The following is a 16,726-nucleotide window of genomic DNA, read 5'->3' as shown; positions in this document are numbered from 1 at the left end:
TCTCCTAAGCAGCCCAAATAAGTTTCACATCAGTATTATTAAAGACGGCTCGTATAGGCATTTCCAAGGCGTCATCACTTTGCTGCGCAATGTCGATAATACGTTTTTTAGATTCACCAACTAAATGCAAAAAGATATTCTCGCTTTTAAGAATACTTTTTAAGGTGAGTGACATTCTTTGATTAGGTGCAGTGGTGGGGGTAACCGCAATATAATCACTATCTATATCCGTATTTAACCCCTGCTCTATTTGTTCTGAACATGGAAACAATGAAGCTGTGTGACCATCTTCTCCCATGCCAAGAATCAAAACATCAAAAGGCGTTTTTATTTTAGCTAGATTTTCATTTAGGAAAGACACTGCGTTACGGGCATCGCCTTCCGAGGTTTTTAAACCATAAAAATTCGCTGCTGCCGCGTTATTGATGAGTAGTTCACGCTTAACCATAGCAGCATTACTTGCAGGATCACTTTCTTCCACCCAACGCTCATCCACTAAGGTAACGTCAACTTTATCCCATTCCAGTGTTTGCGTTGAAAGTTGGTTAAACAATTTTGCTGGGGTACGCCCGCCAGAAACCGCAAGGCTAGCACGACCGTTTTTAGCTATCCCGTTTTTTAAAATGTTTGCAATTTGCGCTGAAAAATCTTCATTCAATTCTTCAACAGAAGAAAATTTAGTTTCAATTAACGCCATATTATTTTTTCTTCCCAATTCGAGATTCATACCAAGCACGATTGTCTCGAGCTAGCAGCGCTATTGATGCTACAGGTCCCCAGGTTCCCGCTTGATAGGGTTCAGGCAAATCATTGTTCGCTCCCCAAGCTCGGAAAATTCCGTCCACCCAAGTCCAAGCTTGTTCAACTTCATCGCGTCGAACGAATAGTGCTTGATTCCCGATCATCACTTCTAACAATAATTTTTCATATGCGTCGGCAATTCGATCGTCTTTGAACTCTTCTGAGAAACTAAGGTTCAAGCGCGACTTTTGTAAGTCCATAGATCCACTACTGGTCAATCCTGGAACTTTATTCATGACGGTGATTTCGACACCCTCATCAGGTTGTAAGCGTATGGTCAGTTTATTAGGAGGCAATTGCGCAAAACTTTCACCAAACAAGTTGTGAGGCTGACGTTTAAAATAGATGACCACTTCACTGGTTTTACTGGGTAAACGTTTACCAGTGCGCAGGTAAAAAGGAACCCCTGCCCAACGCCAATTATCCAGATGTACTTTTAGAGATACAAAGGTTTCTGTTTCAGATTTAGTATTCGCCCCTTCTTCATCCAGATAACCCGGTACTTCTTTCCCTTTTACAAAACCGCCAACATATTGACCACGCACGGTATCTGTTTGCACATTGGCTGCGGTAATAGGTCTAAGTGCTTTCAGTACTTTGAGCTTTTCATCACGAATGCTGTCGGCATCCAATACAGCGGGAGGCTCCATTGCAATCAACGTGAGAATTTGTAACAAGTGGTTTTGCACCATGTCACGCATTTGTCCTGCTTCATCAAAGTAACCCCAACGGCCTTCGATTCCCACTGATTCGGCCACAGAAATTTGCACGTGATCGATGCAGTTGTGGTCCCAGTTAGTGGCAAAAATTGAATTAGCAAAACGCAATGAAACCAGATTTAACACTGTTTCTTTACCCAAGTAATGATCAATGCGATAAATTTGCTTTTCGTCGAAGAATTCTGCCACTTGATCATTGATCACTTTGGATGATTGCAAGTCATGACCTAGGGGTTTTTCAAGCACCACGCGAACACTTGAATCGATAACACCCGCATTGTGCAAGCCTTTACAAATATCACCAAAAATAGAAGGCGGAGTTGCTAAGTAGCAGACCATGGTACGCGAACTATCTATGTGCTTTTTAAATGTTGGGTAGTTGTCGACGTCTTTCATATCGACACACACATACTGGAGCTTTTCTGCAAAGCGCTCCCAAGTTTCTTCACATATGGTTTCGCCACTAAACTCAACGATACTATTTTTTACATCTTCAACGTATTCTTCATCACTTATATCTTGACGGGCGGCGCCGATAATTTGTGAATCGGCATGCACCAAGTTTGCTTTTTCTAATTGATATAAAGCCGGCAATAATTTACGGCGGGCTAGATCGCCTTTTGTGCCAAAAAGGACAAAATCACATGGTTCAATAGAATTTTCCAATACCATTTTAATAACCTTTGTAGAGAAGAATGAACACTCATAAAATGTAATTACAACACATGAATTACGTATTATTATGACAATTGATCTAAAATTTAACATTATATGTTGTAATATTACAACACATTACGACTCTTGTTTAATTACAAATATTATGTTTATTTTACCAAAGCTAATAAAAAATGCTGGCTAATTTGATAAAAACTTACAACAATTACAGTAACAAAGCGGCAAAATGAGTATTAAATGCCGATTATTTTAAGTCAAAACATAACAATAAGATTTATGCACCGATGAATATTCTTGAAAAAATAACACAAAATAAGTCTGTTTTTAGTAAATCTGAAAGAAAAGTAGCGGATATTATCCTCGACAATCCTCAGACTGCAATACATTCAAGTATAGCTACCCTTGCTAAAATGTCAGATGTTAGTGAACCTACCGTCAACCGGTTTTGCCGCCGTTTGGATACCAAAGGCTTTCCAGATTTCAAATTACACTTAGCCCAAAGTCTTGCCAACGGAACGCCTTATGTCAATAGACACGTGGAGGAAAGTGACGGCCCTGACGAATATACTAAAAAAATATTCGAATCAACCATGGCATCACTAGAGGTTGCTAGACAATCGGTGGATATTAATACCGTTAATCGTGCTGTTGATTTACTCACTCAGGCTCAGAAAATATCATTTTTCGGATTAGGTGCCAGTGCTTCTGTTGCCCATGATGCCCTCAATAAATTTTTCAGATTTAACGTGCCAGTCGTTTATTTCGAAGACATTTTAATGCAGCGCATGAGTTGCATGAATAGCACAGAAGATGACGTTGTGGTGTTAATCTCCCACACTGGCAGAACGAAAAGCTTAGTGGAAATAGCTCATATCGCCAGAGCAAATGATGCAACTGTTGTGGGTATCACCTCGAAAAATAGCCCCCTAGCCAAAGAATGTAATTTAGTGTTGTCGTTAGAAGTTCCCGAAGACACCGATATGTACATGCCGATGGCTTCCAGAATCGCCCAATTAATTCTAATTGATATTCTTGCTACAGGCTTTACGTTAAGGCGCGGCGGTAAGTTTAGAGAAAACCTTAAACGGGTAAAAGATACCCTCAGAGGCTCTAGATTTGAAAAAAGAGATGAGTAGCTACAACAAAGTGTCATTTAAGTTTCATCAAATTTTTAATGAAATAAATTCACTTTTACGACACTTTGCACTACTATTTTGTAATAAAATTACAAAATCTTGAACTTGTAGTCGTGTTATTTGCCGAAAAAACACAAATCGGCTTTTTATTCGCCAATTCAGGTTATTTTTTAACAAACCAAGTCGGACACTAAATTCTATGTTAAGACGTACTAAAATTCTCGCTACTCTTGGACCCGCAACCGATACTCCTGAAATGATTGAAGGCATAATCAAAGCAGGTGCAAATGTTGTGCGTATGAATTTCTCTCACGGAACTGCTGAAGATCACATCAACCGCGCGAAAATCGTTAGAGATGTGGCGAAAAAACTAGGGAAATACATTGCCATTCTTGGTGATCTGCAAGGTCCAAAAATCCGAGTGTCTCGATTCAAAGAAGGCCCCATTACTCTAAAAATTGGCGATGGATTCATTCTTGATGCTGAAATGGCTAAAGAAGATGGCAATCAGCAAGCCGTTGGTATTGATTACAAAGCGCTTCCGGACGACGTTCACCCTGATGATTTATTGTTGTTAGATGATGGCCGTATTCAATTGTTGGTCGAAAAAGTAGAAGGCAGAAAAGTTTTCACCAAAGTCACCGTTGGCGGAAAGCTCTCAAATAATAAAGGGATCAATCGTTTAGGCGGTGGGTTGTCAGCAGAAGCACTAACAGAAAAAGACAAACAAGATATCAAAACCGCAGCACAAATGGATGTTGATTATTTAGCGGTTTCATTTCCTAGAAGCGGTGCCGATTTAGATTACGCCCGCAAACTTGCAGTAGAAGCAGGTTGCAGAGCCCTTATTTGTGCAAAAGTCGAACGAGCTGAGACCGTTGCCAGTGATGAAGCGATAGATGACATCATTCAAGCTTCAGACGCAGTAATGGTTGCCCGTGGCGATTTAGGAGTTGAAATTGGCGATGCTGAGCTAGTGGGAGTGCAAAAGAAATTAATTGCTCGTTCCAGACAAATGAACAAAGTGGTCATTACAGCTACGCAAATGATGGAATCGATGATTAGCAGCCCAATGCCTACCCGTGCGGAAGTCATGGACGTAGCAAACGCAGTCTTAGATGGTACCGATGCAGTGATGCTTTCAGCCGAAACCGCAGCTGGTGACTTTCCAGTTGAAACCGTTGCCGCTATGGCTCGGGTTTGTGAAGGAGCTGAAACCCATCCAAGCGTCAAAATATCGAAACACAGAGTTGATGAAAAATTCGCTTCCGTCAGTGAAACAGTAGCATTATCTGCGGTGTATGCGGCGAATCACTTAGCAAGTATTAAAGCACTTATTGCCTTAACAGAAAGTGGTAGTACATCTAAAATTATGTCTCGTATTACCACCTCCCTACCTATTTTTGCATTGTCACGTCATGAGTCAACGTTAAATACCATGGCCTTGTTTAGAGGTGTAAAGCAGGTTTACTTTGATTCTCGAGGCAGTGAGCCAGGTAAGTTAAAACAAGATGTGATTGATGTGCTTAAAAGCAAAGGTATCGTTGAAAGCGGCGATTGCTTTGTTATGACTTACGGTGATGAAATGGAAACCATAGGGTCCACTAACGCATTTAAAATCGTTACCGTACCTTAACAAGTAACGTAACGCGTTAATTAAGGCATTATTACAGAGCTGTGTAATAGTGCCTTTTTTAATTGTCATCCATAATTAACTTCTAAAAATTACACTTCTAAGTTTACGCTCCTATTTTGAGCTTAACTATTTGCCATATCAATAGTCGCTAATAAGTCATATTAACTCTTAATTTAAGATTAATTTGTTTACTATCTTTGTTCCTATAAATAGAAAATGATTAGTTGAAAATATTATGTCGAAAACAACTTACGATGTGATTGTATACGGAGCCACTGGTTTTACTGGCCAACTCGTTGCAGAATACCTAAGCAATACCTATTCAGGTAAACAAGCTCTAAACTGGGCTATTGCTGGGCGTAATCTAGACAAACTCAAACAAATAAAATCGGATTTGAATCTGAGTTCCGAGGTCGACTGTTTAGTCGCAGACTCAAATGATTTAGACAGCCTAAAATCCCTGGTTCAAAGCACTAAGGTAGTGTTAACCACAGTCGGTCCCTATCAATTATACGGCAACGATTTAGTGGCCTTGTGCGCAGAGTCTGGAACAGATTATGTCGATCTTTGTGGTGAACCCACGTGGATGCACGATATGATCGCCCAACATCAAGATACTGCGGAAAAAAGTGGCGCTAGAATTGTATTTTCATGTGGATTTGATTCAATTCCTTTCGATTTGGGCGTGTATTTCCTGCAACAAGAAGCCAAACAACGATTTTCACGAACTTTTAGTCGAGTGAAAGGGCGAGTAAGAGGTATGAAAGGTACATTTTCAGGTGGGACTAAAGCCAGTTTACAAGCCACTATGGCTGCGGCCAAGAAAGATAAAGGAGTTATGCAAGTTTTACTCAATCCGTTTTCCTTAACCCCAGGTTTTAATGGTCCCGAGCAGCCTCTAGGCAATAAACCTATATACGAAGAAGAGTTTAATAGTTGGTCAGCCCCCTTTATCATGGCAGCAATTAACACTCGCAATATTCATCGTTCAAACTATTTATTATCCCATCAATATGGTGAGGACTTTATTTATGATGAAATGATGTTCACAGGACCAGGAGATAAAGGTAAAGCCATTGCCGAGCATGTAGCTGAAGATAAGAGTATGGCGAGTGATGAAGGGCCTAAACCAGGCGAAGGGCCAAGCAAAGAAGAACGAGAAGCCGGCTTTTTTGACGTTGTTTTTTCCGCTCAAGAAGGTGATAAGCATCTGATGGTCAGCGTAAAAGGTGCGATGGATCCTGGTTACGGTACAACGTCAAAGATGATTTCAGAGTGTGCCGTTTGTCTAGCTAAGGATGATCTAGAAGTAAAAGGCGGAATTTGGACGACGGCTCCTGCTATGGGAAATAAATTAATAGACCGATTAGTTGCTAAAGCGGGGATGACATTTACGCTGGAATAGCGCAATTTTCTATCTTAATTGATAAGATAACAAACACAATAAAAACGCCCCTTAAAAGGGGCTTTTTTGATTAAGGGGTTGAATATTAAACTATCTACACATTCATTCCGACTCATCAATTCCAAAACTCAAAATACTCAGCGCTGTCTCTTTGCGGGGCTGGCATGGCATCATTTGTAGGCGTACCTAGATACAAAAAACCAACGATTTCATCTTGTTCTTCTAAAAAGAAGGCACATTTAACATCTTCATTCTGGGCATAAGAACCGGTTCGCCAAACGCCACCAAAACCTTGGGCCACTGCGGCCATTTGCATACTATGAACAGCGCAAGAAGCTGAAGCTACCTGCTCAACCCAGGGTACTTTAGGATGCTCTGAATACTTTGCGATTGCCACTATCACCATTGGCGCTCGTAGGGGCATTTGCGGTGCTCGCTGGATCTGGTTTTCATCTAGACCTTCATTGATTGCGGCTTCTTCAAAAATCTCGCCTAATTTAATCAATCCCCTGCCCTGACAAACCACAAACTTCCAAGGTGTCAAACCAGCATGATCAGGCGCCCTGAGGGCCGCTTGCATAATTGTCTCGAGCTGCTGACCTTGAGGAGCGGGCCCCTTCAATCTGGGTTGAGAACGCCTGTGTAACAGTAAATCCAGTGCTTGCATAATAACCAAATGACTAAAATTGAAATTCAGATATTAGTATGCAAACTTCATTGTTTGACTGCAACCGCAAAGTTACCCTGTTAAGCTATTTTTAATCAGAGTGGATTTAGTGTGGGAAAAACACATGCCCAGGCTGCAAATGGGCAAAATTCATCATAAATATCTGCCCATTCATAAAAAATTACATTTGTGTTGTCGCTAAATTATTAAAATTCGTTAGGATAAGTAAATTGTACAATTTCAGGTGAATTTCTATATGGCAAATGGTAGTAGTTGGACTAAATCTTTTTTTGTTGGGATTTGGACAGTTTTAAATTTCTGTCGAAAAGCATTTTTTAATATTATTTTTATTATTTTAGCAATCGGCTTAATTGCGATGTTAATGAAAGACGATGGCAAAGTATTAGTCCCGAAAAGTACCGCTTTAGTGCTCAATATTGAAGGCGACATAGTGATAGAGAAGCGCTATGTTGACCCAATGAATAAATTTTTAGAAGAAGCATTTGGCCAAAAACCAGAAAATCCAGAAGTGTTATTAAAAGATGTGTTGTTTGCTATAGAAAACGCAAAACACGATAATCGAGTTAAAACCATGATTCTCCAGCTCCAAGGTATGGGCAATGTAGGCATGGATAAAATGAAACAAGTCGCTGTCGCAATTGACGATTTTAAGGAAAGTGGTAAGCCAGTCTATGCGGTCTCAGATTTCTATACTCAAAGTCAGTATTACCTCGCAAGTAAAGCTGACAAAGTGTACATGAATCCTATGGGTGCCATGATGTTTGAAGGTTACGGAAGATACCCCCTATATTACAAAGCGGCCCTTGAAAAACTGAAAGTGACAACTCACGTATTTAAAGTAGGTACATACAAATCTGCGGTAGAACCTTACATTCGCGATGATATGTCTGAGCCAGCGAAAGAAGCCAATAAAGCGTGGTTGACTGTACTATGGAATCAATACAAAGCTGATGTTGCCGCAGCGCGCAATTTAACGACCAATGACTTTGATGAAGACCTCGACAAATTTTTAGTTAAATTTGAGCAAGCCGATGGTGATTTTGCCGCCTACGCAATGGCAAACGGTTGGGTAGATGGGTTACCTACTCGCGAAGAAGTCAGACAGGAAATAATTGATATTGTTGGTGAAGACAAAGAGCATAAGAGTTTTAGTCAAATAAGCCTAAACAACTATCTAAAAGTGATTAAACCCATTTATCACCTTCCTCAGGTAGATGTTGATCATGTTGCAATAGTCGTCGCCAAAGGTGAGATTTTAAACGGCACACAAAAACCTGGTGACATAGGTGGTGACAGCACCGCTAATTTGCTTCGCAAGGCCCGCCTGGATGACACAATAAAAGCCGTTGTACTTTATGTTGACTCTCCTGGTGGCAGCGCTTTTGCGTCAGAAATCATTCGACAAGAAGTTGAAAACCTTAAAGCCGCCAACAAACCGGTAGTGGCGCTAATGAGCACTTATGCTGCGTCAGGTGGCTATTGGATATCGGCAACTGCTGATGAAATTTGGGCTGCACCAAGCACTATCACTGGCTCTATTGGTATATTTGGCATGTTTATGACCTTTGAAGACTCTTTAGATTATCTTGGTATTCACTCTGATGGTGTTGGTACAACCGACTTTGCTGGATTAAGTGTGACAAAAGCCCTTGATCCAAGAGTGGGTCAAGTCATTCAAATGAGTATCAATCATGGTTATCAAGATTTCCTAAATTTGGTAGCAACCTCAAGAAACATGAGTGTTGATGAAGTGGATAAAATTGCTCAAGGTAGAGTTTGGATTGGTGAGACTGCGAAAGACTTAGGATTAGTCGATAACCTTGGTTACTTAGATGATGCCGTTTCCGCTGCCGCTGATTTAGCTAATTTAGAAAATTACGAAACCAAATATGTAGAACGCGATTTAAGTCCTAGTGAAAAATTCTGGAAAGAGTTTTTAAGACAGGCATCAGCAACAGTTGGTCACGGCACCTTCGCTAAAAAAGACTCTGTCGTATCTGGCGTTATTAAAGATCTTTTAGAACAAGTTGATGCAGTTACCAAACTAAATGATCCGAATGGTATTTACGCCCATTGTTTAGTTTGTGAAGTAAACTAACTTCTATTATCCTACCCACGATTAATGGCCAACTTTGGCCATTAATCATTTTCTCTACACTCAATTAACCCTATGCATTAGCCCACTTGAAATGATCAACCCAGAACAACAAACTCGAATTCAGCGTCGTTTAATCGAATGTATACAGATGGCAGATAGGTATTTCAATCAGACGTTTGTTGCCCCTCAATTGTTGTTCAATCAAAGGGGAAATATAGCCGGAACCGCTCATCTTCAAAAAAACATCATAAAACTCAACGCAACTTTGTTAAAAGATAATTTCGAAGAGTTTATGCAAACCGTTTTACCCCATGAAGTAGCGCATATTGTTGCTTTCCAGCGATTCAATCGTGTCAAACCCCATGGTATTGAATGGCAATCCATCATGCACAATGTGTTCAATCTGCCACCTAGGGTAAGGCACAAAATGGACACCACTAAAACTCAAGGGAAGATGTTTGATTATCAATGTAAATGTGGAACCGTAAAACTGACGGTTCGAAGGCATAATAAAGTGGTGAATAAACAACAGATTTACTGCTGCCGAAAATGTCAGCAACAGTTAATACAGATAACGCAATAAAGCACTATTTTAACAATGATGGAATTATTAAAACCATTGCTTGGTAAACACTTTATCAAGCTCTTTAAACGCAGTTTTCAATAGTTTCGCCAATTCTTTATAACGAGGTTGAGAGCGTTGTTGGTTAACCTTCACACCTTGTAATTGCATTTTATGATGAATTTCCTGATACCAAGCGCGCAATGCTGGAGGAAGGGTTTGATTAGATCGATGACCTAACCACATTAACCCCTGCATAGGCAGGCTCAGAAAAAAAGCGCCTATTGCGATGCCCTGAGGTATAAAGCTATCGCCGTAAAAGTTGATAATAGAAAACGTACTTAATACAGCAAGTGGTGGCATGATGGTAATCGACAACTTAGTAGCGCTAATTACCCGATATTCGGGAAAAAGCCCATTCAACTGTTTTTCCATTGGCCAAGTTTTCATATATTCTTGACCATCTTTAAATATTCCGGTCACACTCTGAGACATTTGAATCCTTGCTGTTTAATGACGTAGTACTGTATATAAGGATAATCTTTAATCACAAAATTTACCAAAATAAATTAGCAGAATGAGTAAATTCACCACTATTCAATTGAAACAATGTGTAAATTGAACAAAAAATTTAAAATTTAGTGCGATTTATTTTCCGATTAAGAGAATATAAAATACAACTTTTCACTAAGTTTAATTAAAATCTTAAATTATTTGATCTAAATACAATTTTTACCGTTGAATCTAGTTTAAAAATCCATATGTTTAAAAGCACTTTTTAATTTATTTATTGGTCAGACGGATTGCTTCAATCCTGACTATTTTCGGAGAACAATTTATGTCTGAAGTAAGACACGTACGTCTTTTAATTTTGGGATCGGGTCCAGCCGGCTATTCTGCTGCTGTTTATGCTGCACGAGCTAACCTAAACCCTGTTTTGCTGACAGGGATTCAACAAGGTGGACAGCTTACCACAACAACAGAAGTTGAGAACTGGCCAGGGGACCCTGAGGGATTAACTGGGCCAGACTTGATGGTGAGAATGCAGAAACATGCTGAAAAATTTGATACAGAAATCATTTTTGACCACATAAACAAAACGGATCTATCCAAACGCCCTTACACTTTGGTAGGCGACAATGGTACTTATACCTGTGATGCATTAATTATAGCCACAGGTGCATCAGCAAAATATCTAGGGATGGAATCTGAAACAGCATTCATGGGTAAAGGGGTTTCAGCCTGTGCCACTTGTGACGGTTTCTTCTATCGCAATCAGAAAGTCGCAGTCATTGGCGGTGGTAATACTGCTGTTGAAGAAGCACTGTATTTATCAAATATTGCCTCAGAAGTGCATGTTATTCATAGACGCGATTCATTTAGAAGCGAAAAGATTTTATCTGATCGTTTATTTGAAAAAGCTAAAAATGGCAACGTAGTTTTACATTTAGACAGAACCTTAGATGAGGTACTGGGTGATGAAATGGGCGTAACTGGGGTACGCATAAAAGATGTTAATTCGGAAGCGACCGAAGAAATCGACATCATGGGCTTGTTTGTTGCTATTGGGCATAAACCAAACACCGATATATTTGAAGGTGAATTGGATATGAAAGATGGCTATATCAAGATTAACAGTGGCCTTGAAGGAAACGCAACGCAAACTAGCGTGGAAGGTGTTTTTGCGGCCGGTGACGTTTGCGACCATGTTTATCGTCAGGCGATTACATCCGCGGGAACTGGCTGTATGGCGGCACTGGATGCTGAAAAGTTCTTGGATGCATTAAGCGATTAAGCAGTTAAGGTCGAGCTTGTTTTAGAGAGAACATAAACCATGATTTCCTTGTACAAGCTTGACACTTCTCTCACCTTCCCATCTCCTTTAGATGCCTTAAAAGACCCCAATGGTCTGTTAGCTTTTGGAGGTGATCTTAGTGTCCCTCGCTTAGTAAGGAGCTACCAACATGGTATTTTCCCTTGGTTCTCAGCCGGGGAGCCTATTTTATGGTGGAGTCCCGATCCACGAGGCGTGCTTTTTACTGAAAAGTATAAAAGTAGTAAAAGTTTGCTTAAACATATCCGTAAAACCACGCCTAAGGTCACCATGGATACCTGCTTCAATGATGTTATCGACGCCTGCTCTACCATTCCACGAAAAGACAATGGCACTTGGATAACCACAGATATGATAGAAGCCTATAAAAATCTACACCAAGCTGGTTACGCCCACTCCATAGAAGTTTGGAATGATGAGGGTTTAATTGGCGGATTATATGGTGTGTTTGTCAATAATGTGTTTTGTGGAGAATCCATGTTTAGCCGCCAAGCTAATGCATCTAAAGTTGGGTTTCATTATTTAGTTGAGTTGCTAAAAGCCAATGACGTCAGGCTAATTGATTGCCAAATGCAAAACCCACACTTAGCCAGTTTGGGATGCGAAGAAATACCCAGAAAAACGTTTTTGGAATTATTGGCCTCTGAAGTGGAAAAGAAACCCACTAAATTTTGGGCCCCTCAGGTGCTAACAGCATGAACATGAAATTTGGTATAACCCAGCAATTTCAATGCAGTTATCTGGAGAAGGAACAAGAACAATTACTGGTGTTGGTAACAGACAGTGATGATCAACTGGATCATCAATACAATTACCTACTCGGACATGGTTTTCGTCGCAGTGGGGAACAAATTTATCGGCCACACTGCAATCAATGTAACGCGTGCCAGTCCATTAGAATTCCAGTGGATGCATTTTTAGCATCTAAGAGTCAACGTCGTATTATAAATAAAAACGCTGATATTCAAGTATTAACCAGTTCCAACAGTAAAGCCGAATACTACCCTATTTATGCCGAATATATAAACCAACGTCATAACGATGGGAGCATGTATCCTGCCAGTAAAAATCAATATACTGGATTCATCGAATGTGACTGGCTAGATACACTTTTTATCGAATTTTATATGGATGACAAACTCATCGGTGTCGCGGTTACCGATGTGTTGAGTGACGCATATTCTGCGCTTTATACATTTTTTAAACCAGAATTCGCTAATCGATCTTTAGGAACCTTCTCCATTTTGCAACAAATTGAGCAAGCCAAGCTCAATAATAAATCATTTTTGTATTTAGGATATCAAATAGATGCCTGTCAAAAAATGCGCTATAAGGCGAATTTTCACCCACATCAGCGCTTTATTAACAATAAATGGCAATTAATCACAAAAAAAAGCACATAAGCGCTTTACTCTTGGCCGCATATTGGGCAAAATCTGCGCGGCATTTTTGACACTTATTTATTAATTGAGGTAAACAACTTACATGGCGAAAGAAGACTGTATTGAAATGGAAGGTACCGTATTGGACACACTTCCTAATACTATGTTCCGCGTTGAATTAGAAAACGGACACGTCGTCACTGCGCACATCTCCGGAAAGATGCGCAAAAACTATATACGAATATTAACTGGCGACAAAGTAACAGTTGAGATGACTCCTTACGACCTAACAAAAGGCCGTATCATTTATCGCGCCAGATAAGACACGTTCCTTTTGCTAAATTAGCATTAAAAAACCCAGCATTGCTGGGTTTTTGTTTATCTAGTCTGTGTTCTATGGGTAACCCGTTAGAATACTAAACTTTACTAGCTTGCTTAGAGCTTTGATTAGAATAATCGAAATTAAGCTTGTCGTCTTTGACGCTAATTTTGACGGTTCCGCCATTGACTAGCTCACCAAAGAGTAACTCATTGGCTAAGTTTTTCTTCACATGCTCTTGCATAGTTCTAGACATTGGACGCGCGCCCATGGCTCTATCGTAGCCTTTTTTCGCCAACCACTGACGAGCAGCATCGTCAATTTCCATCGAAACGCCCTTATTGTCCAATTGGACTTGCAGTTCAATGATAAATTTATCTACCACTTGTAAGATAACGTCTGATTCAAGATGATTGAACCATATAATGCCATCTAAGCGGTTTCTAAATTCTGGTGTAAATATTTTATTGATTTCACTAATTGCGTCAAAGCTGTGGTCCTGCTGTTTAAAACCAATGGAGGTTTTAATGGTTTCTTGAACACCCGCGTTGGTTGTCATCACTAAAACCACATTGCGGAAATCAACTTTACGTCCGTTGTTATCGGTTAAGGTTCCATGATCCATCACTTGCAACAATATGTTGTATATATCACTGTGTGCTTTTTCAATCTCATCGAGTAACACAACACAATATGGGTTTTTAATCACCGCATCGGTTAACAACCCACCTTGATCAAAGCCGACATAACCAGGAGGTGCGCCGATTAATCGACTGACCGCATGACGCTCCATATACTCAGACATATCAAAACGGACTAACTCTACGCCCATTATTTTAGCGAGTTGCTGAGTGACTTCAGTTTTCCCCACACCTGTAGGCCCGGCAAACATAAAGTTACCTATGGGTTTAGTTTCCACCCCTAAACCGGAGCGCGACAAGCGAATGGCGTCAGACAAGGTTTCAATCGCTTTGTCTTGACCAAACACAACCAGTTTCAAATCACGAGTCAGATTTTTCAATGTTTCTTTATCTGATGCTGACACTGACTTTTCAGGAATACGGGCCATTTTGGCAATGATATGTTCAATTTCCCCTACGCCTATGGTTTTGCGTCTTTTAGAAACCGGTAACAAGCGCTGAGACGCACCAGCTTCATCGATGACATCTATTGCCTTATCAGGCAAGTGACGTTCGTTTATGTACTTAGCAGAGAGCTCTGAGGCCGCTTTAATCGCTTGATTCGTAAAGCGCACACTATGATGTTTCTCGTAACGACTTTTTAAGCCCATCAGTATTTTAGTCGTATCAGCAACACTTGGCTCAGTCACGTCAATTTTTTGGAAACGACGAGCTAACGCCCTATCCTTCTCAAAAATTCCTTGATACTCCTGATAGGTTGTTGAACCAATACAGCGCAATTCGCCACTACTTAACTTGGGTTTCAATAAATTAGATGCATCCATCACCCCACCGGAAGCAGCTCCTGCGCCAATAATAGTGTGAATTTCATCAATAAATAATATGGCATCTTCGTCTTTACTCAGCTCTTTGAGAATACCTTTCAAGCGTTTTTCAAAGTCGCCACGGTATTTCGTGCCCGCCAGTAATCCGCCCAAGTCCAATGAATATACGGTGGAAGATGCAATTACTTCAGGAACTTCATTGTTAACGATGCGATAAGCTAAACCTTCTGCAATAGCAGTTTTACCTACACCTGCCTCGCCCACTAGAAGAGGGTTATTCTTGCGTCGCCGACATAAAATCTGAATTGTGCGTTCTAATTCTGAATCTCGGCCGATGAGGGGATCAATTTTGCCTGCTTTAGCCTGCACGTTTAAGTTTGACGAGTACTTTTCTAATACTGAGGTATTTTCTTCACCCTCGGCAGTTTCATCTTGGCTTTCAACATTTGCTTCGTCATCGTTTTTACTTACGCCATGGGATATGTAATTAACCACATCCAGTCGCGTAACGTCGGTTTTTTTCAGAATATAAACCGCTTGAGATTCTTGTTCACTGAAAATCGCTACTAAAACGTTAGCACCGGTAACTTCTTCTTTCCCGGACGATTGCACATGGAATACGGCGCGTTGCAATACCCTCTGAAAGCCTAAAGTGGGCTGAGTTTCTCGATCACTTGTATCATCTTCTAAGATAAGTGGTGTGGTGTCTTTAACAAAATCGATTAGCTCGGCTTTGATAGACTCAATATTGGCTCCACACGCTTTGAGAGCTTCTCTGGCGGCTTTATTATCCAAAAGCGCTAGTAACAGATGTTCCACTGTCATAAATTCATGACGATGCTCTCTGGCAAAGATAAACGCTTCGTTAAGGGTCTGCTCTAAATCTTTATTCAACATACTTATACCCTCCTAAAATCGGGTTGGTTGGTTAACCCTGAAGAAAACTGACTTGGGTTGTTATCTTCTGAATCAGATAAAACCTTAATGATCAGTTTATTAGCCACAAAAACCGCCTTTAAAAATTGACGTTTCCATGGTTAAAGCCTCCATTTCTACATATTTCTTCGTTATCAGACTCTCTGATTCAAAGGTTAAAATCAATTGTTTTATGCGATCATTTGCATAAAAAACGCTATTTAAAAAAATTAACTGTACATCCTTTTGCCTATGCTTGCTCCATGCTGCACATTAAAGGATGCTGATGTTTTCTAGCATACTGATTGACCTGCATCACTTTTGTCTCAGCGATTTGGGCGGTATAAACACCGCATACAGCACGCCCCCGATAATGTACTGTCAACATCAGTTGATTGGCTTTTTCAGCATCCATGTTAAAAAAGCGCATCAACACCTCAATGACAAAATCCATCGGAGTGTAATCGTCGTTATTGATCAAGACCTTGTACATGGGAGGCGGTTCAACTTTCTTTTTGATTGCCTCTAAGTGCTTATCGTGATCTATGCTTATTGTATTATCTTTACTCATATTCAAATAATAGTGCCGTTTTGACAAAAATTGTGCTGATTTACGATTAATTGTGCTGTTTTTCGTTATTTTTGTCGATTAAATTAATTTGACCTTGACATTAGTAGGTTAAAATATCTACATTTTACATAGGGCAAAACGTTGTGCAGTCGATTTGCCTCATCTCTACACTCTTATAGTGGGGATTATGCAGTGTCAGTTCAAGGGATTAAAAGGAAGCAGATGTATGGCGGTTGGAAAAGTCAAATGGTTTAACAATGCAAAAGGGTTCGGTTTTATTGTTCCTGATGATGGTGGAGAAGATATTTTCGCACATTACTCCACAATTAAGATGGACGGTTATCGATCTTTAAAAGCGGGTCAAGAAGTGACTTATGAAGTTCAGCAAGGGCCAAAAGGCTTGCACGCTGAGAACATAGACATCAGCGATGAACCTGAAAGATAGTTAAACTAGACTTAATACTACTTTTCAAATAAAAAGCAGGCTATTTAGCCTGCTTTTTTGTAAGTTTTATTTTCG

The 16,726-nt window shown here is 40.1% G+C and carries 16 protein-coding genes; 10 read left to right on the top strand and 6 right to left on the bottom strand.

Going from position 1 to position 16,726, the window contains the following annotated elements; translation table 11 throughout:
* Positions 1–4: 4 nt before the first annotated feature.
* A complete protein-coding gene (gene pgl / locus Q4574_RS10300) occupies positions 5–697 on the bottom strand; it encodes a 6-phosphogluconolactonase (RefSeq protein ID WP_303474001.1) in 693 nt (230 codons plus the stop codon).
* Between the two features lies 1 nt (position 698).
* Positions 699–2,192 carry a glucose-6-phosphate dehydrogenase gene (zwf, locus tag Q4574_RS10295; protein WP_303473999.1) on the bottom strand — a complete coding sequence of 498 codons (1,494 nt, stop codon included), beginning with the start codon at positions 2,190–2,192 and terminating at the stop codon, positions 699–701.
* Between the two features lie 287 nt (positions 2,193–2,479).
* On the opposite strand from zwf, the gene Q4574_RS10290 reads away from it, so the two are divergent.
* The 3 genes from Q4574_RS10290 (at position 2,480) to Q4574_RS10280 (ending at position 6,372) form a co-directional block, all read left to right on the top strand.
* A complete protein-coding gene (locus Q4574_RS10290) occupies positions 2,480–3,331 on the top strand; it encodes a MurR/RpiR family transcriptional regulator (RefSeq protein ID WP_303473998.1) in 852 nt (283 codons plus the stop codon).
* A 199-nt stretch (positions 3,332–3,530) separates the two neighbouring features.
* The gene (pyk, locus tag Q4574_RS10285; RefSeq protein ID WP_303473997.1) at positions 3,531–4,967 is read left to right on the top strand and encodes a pyruvate kinase; all 1,437 of its coding nucleotides are present in this window, start codon (positions 3,531–3,533) and stop codon (positions 4,965–4,967) included.
* A 235-nt stretch (positions 4,968–5,202) separates the two neighbouring features.
* The gene (locus Q4574_RS10280) at positions 5,203–6,372 is read left to right on the top strand and encodes a trans-acting enoyl reductase family protein (protein WP_303473995.1); all 1,170 of its coding nucleotides are present in this window, start codon (positions 5,203–5,205) and stop codon (positions 6,370–6,372) included.
* A 115-nt stretch (positions 6,373–6,487) separates the two neighbouring features.
* Here Q4574_RS10280 and Q4574_RS10275 read toward each other — a convergent pair whose 3' ends face one another.
* On the bottom strand, positions 6,488–7,039 hold the full coding sequence (locus Q4574_RS10275; protein WP_303473994.1) for an NAD(P)H nitroreductase: 552 nt from the start codon (positions 7,037–7,039) through the stop codon (positions 6,488–6,490).
* 256 nt (positions 7,040–7,295) lie between these two features.
* Between Q4574_RS10275 and sppA the strand changes: the two genes are divergently transcribed.
* Both sppA and Q4574_RS10265 read left to right on the top strand, forming a co-directional pair.
* Positions 7,296–9,158: a signal peptide peptidase SppA gene (gene sppA, locus Q4574_RS10270; protein ID WP_303473992.1), complete on the top strand. Its 1,863-nt coding sequence runs from the start codon at positions 7,296–7,298 to the stop codon at positions 9,156–9,158.
* Between the two features lie 91 nt (positions 9,159–9,249).
* Positions 9,250–9,741 (top strand): SprT family zinc-dependent metalloprotease, encoded by a 492-nt coding sequence (locus tag Q4574_RS10265; protein ID WP_303473990.1) that lies wholly within the window; start codon positions 9,250–9,252, stop codon positions 9,739–9,741.
* A 27-nt stretch (positions 9,742–9,768) separates the two neighbouring features.
* Here the strand turns inward: Q4574_RS10265 and yfbV are convergent, their stop codons facing one another.
* Positions 9,769–10,215, bottom strand: coding sequence for a terminus macrodomain insulation protein YfbV (gene yfbV, locus Q4574_RS10260; RefSeq protein WP_303473988.1), 447 nt, complete (start codon positions 10,213–10,215; stop codon positions 9,769–9,771).
* Between the two features lie 343 nt (positions 10,216–10,558).
* On the opposite strand from yfbV, the gene trxB reads away from it, so the two are divergent.
* From trxB to infA, 4 genes are all read left to right on the top strand, one after another.
* Positions 10,559–11,515 (top strand): thioredoxin-disulfide reductase, encoded by a 957-nt coding sequence (gene trxB, locus Q4574_RS10255; RefSeq protein WP_303473987.1) that lies wholly within the window; start codon positions 10,559–10,561, stop codon positions 11,513–11,515.
* A 39-nt stretch (positions 11,516–11,554) separates the two neighbouring features.
* Complete coding sequence (gene aat / locus Q4574_RS10250) at positions 11,555–12,253, top strand: leucyl/phenylalanyl-tRNA--protein transferase (RefSeq protein WP_303473986.1); 699 nt, start codon at positions 11,555–11,557, stop codon at positions 12,251–12,253.
* A 2-nt stretch (positions 12,254–12,255) separates the two neighbouring features.
* The gene (locus Q4574_RS10245; RefSeq protein WP_303474073.1) at positions 12,256–12,957 is read left to right on the top strand and encodes an arginyltransferase; all 702 of its coding nucleotides are present in this window, start codon (positions 12,256–12,258) and stop codon (positions 12,955–12,957) included.
* A gap of 82 nt (positions 12,958–13,039) precedes the next feature.
* On the top strand, positions 13,040–13,258 hold the full coding sequence (gene infA / locus Q4574_RS10240) for a translation initiation factor IF-1 (RefSeq protein WP_008844395.1): 219 nt from the start codon (positions 13,040–13,042) through the stop codon (positions 13,256–13,258).
* Positions 13,259–13,352: 94 nt separating this feature from the next.
* On the opposite strand, the gene clpA is transcribed toward infA, so the two are convergent.
* Together clpA and clpS are read right to left on the bottom strand one after the other, a co-directional pair.
* Positions 13,353–15,617, bottom strand: a complete 2,265-nt coding sequence (gene clpA / locus Q4574_RS10235) for an ATP-dependent Clp protease ATP-binding subunit ClpA (protein WP_303473983.1) — start codon at positions 15,615–15,617, stop codon at positions 13,353–13,355.
* 268 nt (positions 15,618–15,885) lie between these two features.
* The gene (gene clpS, locus Q4574_RS10230; protein WP_303474072.1) at positions 15,886–16,206 is read right to left on the bottom strand and encodes an ATP-dependent Clp protease adapter ClpS; all 321 of its coding nucleotides are present in this window, start codon (positions 16,204–16,206) and stop codon (positions 15,886–15,888) included.
* Between the two features lie 226 nt (positions 16,207–16,432).
* On the opposite strand from clpS, the gene cspD reads away from it, so the two are divergent.
* Complete coding sequence (gene cspD / locus Q4574_RS10225; protein WP_303473982.1) at positions 16,433–16,651, top strand: cold shock domain-containing protein CspD; 219 nt, start codon at positions 16,433–16,435, stop codon at positions 16,649–16,651.
* Positions 16,652–16,726: the final 75 nt, after the last annotated feature.

This window comes from Aliiglaciecola sp. 3_MG-2023 (assembly GCF_030548205.1).
GTDB lineage: Bacteria > Pseudomonadota > Gammaproteobacteria > Enterobacterales > Alteromonadaceae > Aliiglaciecola.
This window is presented reverse-complemented; position numbering and strand designations above follow the sequence as displayed.